The organism is Methanocalculus sp. (assembly GCF_030651615.1).
Taxonomy (GTDB): Archaea; Halobacteriota; Methanomicrobia; order Methanomicrobiales; family Methanocorpusculaceae; genus Methanocalculus.
In genome coordinates this window covers 1-3886 of the sequence record NZ_JAUSCG010000145.1, presented here as the reverse complement: position 1 = coordinate 3886, position 3886 = coordinate 1, and the positions used below count along the sequence as shown (strand labels likewise).

Genomic DNA, 3886 nt, shown 5'->3' with positions numbered 1-3886 from the left:
CGGGGATCTGGATGGTGAAGCACTGCTTGAACGGATGATCCGGATGCATGGAGTGCCTTCATCCTCACGATCACATGGACGGTCAGATGAAGGATGGGGCTATGGATCAGAAGATGAACCAACAGAGAGGGGATCAGTCCTTCCCGGAGTGTTTTAGATGAAGACGATGCGCGATGTTGCCGGAAGATGGACACGAATCCAGCAGAGAAAGGCCCCGTCGATCACCGCCTCGATAGAAGCAGCGGTAAAAGCCGAAATAATATCAGAATATGGCTCAGTTCTGGGTGATTCGGCAAGACGGGACATTGAGAGGAAGGAGTATGCACGCCGTCGTTCCTCAACGAGGATCGTCAACGAGTCGCGGCGGAAGATCCTTGCCCAGAAAGAGAAGGCTGAGATCATCATCGACATCAGAAAACGTAGACATACCGGGATTGCCAGCAGCAAGACCGCACCCCCACCTGCCAAGGCGAAGAAAGAGGAGAGTCCGTATGAGGAGCTTGAGTTCGAGTACTAGCCGCCCACAACCAAGAGGCTCCGGCCGCGAGAAGAAGAAGACCCGCTACCGGTATGTCTACGGTATCATCACCTCAAAGAAGCCATGTGACTTCGGCACGATCGGCATAGACGGCGCTGAGGTGGTGACACTCCATTTCCGCGACATTGCAGCGGTCATATCGGATGCGGGATCAGACCGGTACGAGATCCTCGACCATGGGGTGAACCATCAGCAGGTGGTCGAGCAGATTGCAGAAGAGTATACGATCCTGCCGATGGGGTTTGGCCATATCTCTACTGAACAGGATGTCATCTCATTCCTCCAACAGCACTACCGGACCATCAAAGCGATGGAGAAGAAGATAACCGGGATGGTCGAACTGGGGGTACGGGCACAGTGGAAGATGGATGCGGTCATGGAGGCGATTGCAGCTGAGAATGCTGCTATTGCCACCCTCAGAGATCAGATCAAAGGACGTTCAGAGAAGGACTCCTACCGGATGCAGATCGATCTCGGCAAACGTATCGCACAGGAGCTTGAGAAGCGGAGGGATCAGCTCAGCCGAAAGGTCGTCTCAGCACTGGGAGGTCACGCGGCCGACACCCGGGTATCCACCCCAAAAAGTGATAAAACCGTCCTGAATGCAGCATTCCTTGTGCCGGTTCAGAAAGAGGCGGATTTCGATCTGGCGGTCAACACGGTAGAAGAGCAGTATCGGACAGTACTGCACCTCTCCTATTTCCGGTCACCCCCGTACTCCTTCATCAATCTGCGGGTGAGGTGAGATGGTACTCTTCATCGATGATCTCCTCGCAGTACCCCTGACCCTCTCGCGCCAGATCATAGAGGCGCTGATCGAGGAGGCTGAGAAGGAGACGTTGACATCTGCTGGGGCGATCAGGCAGAAGATCTCTGACCTGCAGATCGCATACGAAGAGGGTGACCTCTCCGAAGACGAGTATCATGCCTGGATGCAGGAGATGCGGAGCCGATTATTGATGATAGGAGATACATGATGAAGCTGAAAGATGCAGTTGCAATAGCAAAGGGATCACTCCGCGAATTTACACCACTTCCATTGAGTGGTGTGACCGGTGTTGTGCATATCCCGGATGATGACACATGGGTCGTCACCATCGAACTGATCGAACGGGTCTCCATCCCCGATCTCTTTGATATCCTCGGGTCATACGAGTTCGTCATCGATAGTGAAGGCGATATTATCGAGTATCGGCGTATTGGTGCAAGGAAACGAAACCAGATGACAGTGGATATAGGAGGATGAGATGAGTTCGAAGAAGGATTCTTCGCAGGAAGAGCCGGCCGTATCAGGGATATTGAGAGGAGTATCAGATCTCCTGGAGGCGATCTCAGAAGTGGTCACCGAAGGAGGGGAGGTCGAGCGGACAGGCCGTTTCACCATCGGTAAAGAGCGGAAGAGCGGGATCTATGGGATCCATATCTCCACTCAGCGGGGAAAAAGCGGTTTCTCAACAGAAACCTTCGGGATGAAGAAAGGGGGGAGTGTCCGCGAACCTGTGGTCGATATCTTTGATGAAGAGCGTGAAGTGCTGGTGATCGTTGAGTTGCCGGGGATTGCAGAGGAGGAGATCACCGTGAAGAGAGAAGATGAGGGCGTCCTCATCTCCGGCGGAAGAGAAGGACGCCGTTTTGAGAGGAGGATCGATCTTCCTGAAGGTGCCTCCCGGAACTGGACAGAGTCGTATCGAAACGGCCTTCTGACGATCCGGTTTCAAAAAGAGTAGGTGGCAGTTATGCAGGCGAACAGAAACGAACCCACATCACTTGTTGATGTCATCGACCGAATCCTTGATAAAGGCCTTGTGATCAATGCCGATATCTGCGTCTCTGTCGTCGGCGTCGAACTCCTCGGCATCACCATCCGTGCAGCCCTTGCATCCTTTGAGACTGCTGCGAAGTACGGCCTTGAGTTCCCCTCCGGCACCAATCTCAATGCACCTGCCTGGAGAGAGATGAACAGGATGCAGGATCAGGAATCTGAGAGGAGACGGTTTGAGGATGTATGCAGAACGGAGTGATCAGGCAACCGTCGTCGATCTCCTCGATCGTATCCTGAAGAAAGGACTTGTTATCCGGGCGGATCTGATCATCTCGGTCGCCGGGATTCCGCTCATCGGCCTCAACCTCACCGCTGCGCTTGCCGGGATCAGCACGATGCTGGAGTACGGGATGTGGGAGGAATGGGATGCAGCACATCGGGCTTCTGCTGCAGAGAAGCTCCGTATCAAAAGGACATACTCCTGCATCGATCCGTCTGAAGTCATCCTCCTCACCGGAATGGCATCCTGTTCTCCGGCCGGTGTACCTGACGGGGTCTGGCGGAGCGGCTCACTGATCTGTACGGACAAGCGTCTGCGTATCATCAGGAGAGTCCCGGAAGAGACGTTGATCGACCTGGACTGGTCTGAGATCAGGAACTGGCATCTGACCACGATGCAGGGAAATAACACAGAACGGGATGCAGTATCTCTGGATCTGAAGGGTTCGGTTGTATGCCTCGCAACCGGAAAGCTCCAACCACTCTGCTCCCTCCTCACCTCAAGATGCGGATCTCACATAACGATAGCCGGGTGAAATGTACATGACAGAGAAGAAAGATGAGCCGACTGTGGAAGGGATCGTGGACGATCTCCTGCCCGGAATGAAGAATGTGATACAGAAGCTCAGGTCACGATCACAGGAGCTTGATGAGAAGATCAAAGAGACCGATACAGAACTCCAGCGCCGGATGGAAGGAAGAACCGATACACCAGCTCCAGTCGTCGATTATGGCATCCGTGTCAGGTCGCTGGCCGATCTGAAGCGGGGAGCACCGGGATCTGATCCCAGACGCCACACACCGCCACGCGATCCGGTCATTGAACCGATGACAGATCTCTTTGATGAGGGTGAATACCTCCGCTTGATTGCTGAACTCCCGGGGGTAGCAGAGGAGGACGTATCTGTTACCATTGGAGACTCATCGGTCAGTATTACTGCCGAAGGCTCGGGCCGCCGGTATGCAGCAGTCGTAGCACTTCCGCGTCCGGCAGAGATCGAGCTTGTCAAGTGCAGGAACGGGATCCTTGAGGTGATCCTGAGGTGACGCGATGATCGAACTTGATGAGGCATCATTAAAGGACGGGCTCCTCTCCCTGGTGATCAGCCTGGTCGAGATCATCAGTGATGCACTCCGTCTCCAGGCGATCGATCGTCTTGAGTCGGGAATCCTGACCGAGGAGGAGGCAGAGCGGCTTGGTACGGCCCTGATGGATCTCGACTGCGCCCTCAATGAGATCAAAGAGCAGCATGGGATTATGGAATCAGTTGCATCGGTTCGGGACGGGCTTGTTTCGGTGGTGGTTG

8 protein-coding genes and 1 pseudogene are annotated in these 3886 nt (G+C 54.3%); all 9 read left to right on the top strand.

The window, feature by feature from the left end:
- Window positions 1-157: 157 nt before the first annotated feature.
- Window positions 158-517, top strand: coding sequence for a hypothetical protein (locus Q7V06_RS06335; protein WP_304839651.1), 360 nt, complete (start codon window positions 158-160; stop codon window positions 515-517).
- Window positions 501-1283: a GvpL/GvpF family gas vesicle protein gene (locus Q7V06_RS06330; protein ID WP_304839647.1), complete on the top strand. Its 783-nt coding sequence runs from the start codon at window positions 501-503 to the stop codon at window positions 1281-1283. The genes Q7V06_RS06335 and Q7V06_RS06330 overlap by 17 nt, the downstream gene beginning before the upstream one ends.
- Window position 1284: 1 nt before the next feature.
- Window positions 1285-1515 carry a hypothetical protein gene (locus tag Q7V06_RS06325; protein ID WP_304839644.1) on the top strand — a complete coding sequence of 77 codons (231 nt, stop codon included), beginning with the start codon at window positions 1285-1287 and terminating at the stop codon, window positions 1513-1515.
- Window positions 1512-1784: a gas vesicle protein GvpO gene (gene gvpO / locus Q7V06_RS06320; RefSeq protein ID WP_304839641.1), complete on the top strand. Its 273-nt coding sequence runs from the start codon at window positions 1512-1514 to the stop codon at window positions 1782-1784. The genes Q7V06_RS06325 and gvpO overlap by 4 nt, the downstream gene beginning before the upstream one ends.
- A 1-nt stretch (window position 1785) precedes the next feature.
- Window positions 1786-2265 (top strand): Hsp20/alpha crystallin family protein, encoded by a 480-nt coding sequence (locus tag Q7V06_RS06315; RefSeq protein WP_304839639.1) that lies wholly within the window; start codon window positions 1786-1788, stop codon window positions 2263-2265.
- Between the two features lie 9 nt (window positions 2266-2274).
- A pseudogene (locus Q7V06_RS10435) lies at window positions 2275-2442 on the top strand (gas vesicle protein); the annotation flags it as partial.
- Between the two features lie 97 nt (window positions 2443-2539).
- Window positions 2540-3115 (top strand): gas vesicle protein, encoded by a 576-nt coding sequence (locus Q7V06_RS06305; protein WP_304839634.1) that lies wholly within the window; start codon window positions 2540-2542, stop codon window positions 3113-3115.
- 7 nt (window positions 3116-3122) lie between these two features.
- Window positions 3123-3626, top strand: a complete 504-nt coding sequence (locus Q7V06_RS06300) for an Hsp20/alpha crystallin family protein (RefSeq protein ID WP_304839631.1) — start codon at window positions 3123-3125, stop codon at window positions 3624-3626.
- Between the two features lie 4 nt (window positions 3627-3630).
- Window positions 3631-3886: gas vesicle protein GvpK (gene gvpK, locus Q7V06_RS06295; protein ID WP_304839627.1), on the top strand; the 256-nt coding region annotated here is incomplete at its 3' end.

Bases quoted from the DNA above. Each gene is read 5' to 3' on its own strand.
- Q7V06_RS06315 (WP_304839639.1), top strand. From the start codon at position 1,786: ATGAGTTCGAAGAAGGATTCTTCGCAGGAAGAGCCGGCCGTATCAGGG.
- Q7V06_RS06300 (WP_304839631.1), top strand. From the start codon at position 3,123: ATGACAGAGAAGAAAGATGAGCCGACTGTGGAAGGGATCGTGGACGAT.
- gvpO (WP_304839641.1), top strand. From the start codon at position 1,512: ATGATGAAGCTGAAAGATGCAGTTGCAATAGCAAAGGGATCACTCCGC.
- Q7V06_RS06335 (WP_304839651.1), top strand. From the start codon at position 158: ATGAAGACGATGCGCGATGTTGCCGGAAGATGGACACGAATCCAGCAG.
- Q7V06_RS06325 (WP_304839644.1), top strand. From the start codon at position 1,285: ATGGTACTCTTCATCGATGATCTCCTCGCAGTACCCCTGACCCTCTCG.
- Q7V06_RS06305 (WP_304839634.1), top strand. From the start codon at position 2,540: ATGTATGCAGAACGGAGTGATCAGGCAACCGTCGTCGATCTCCTCGAT.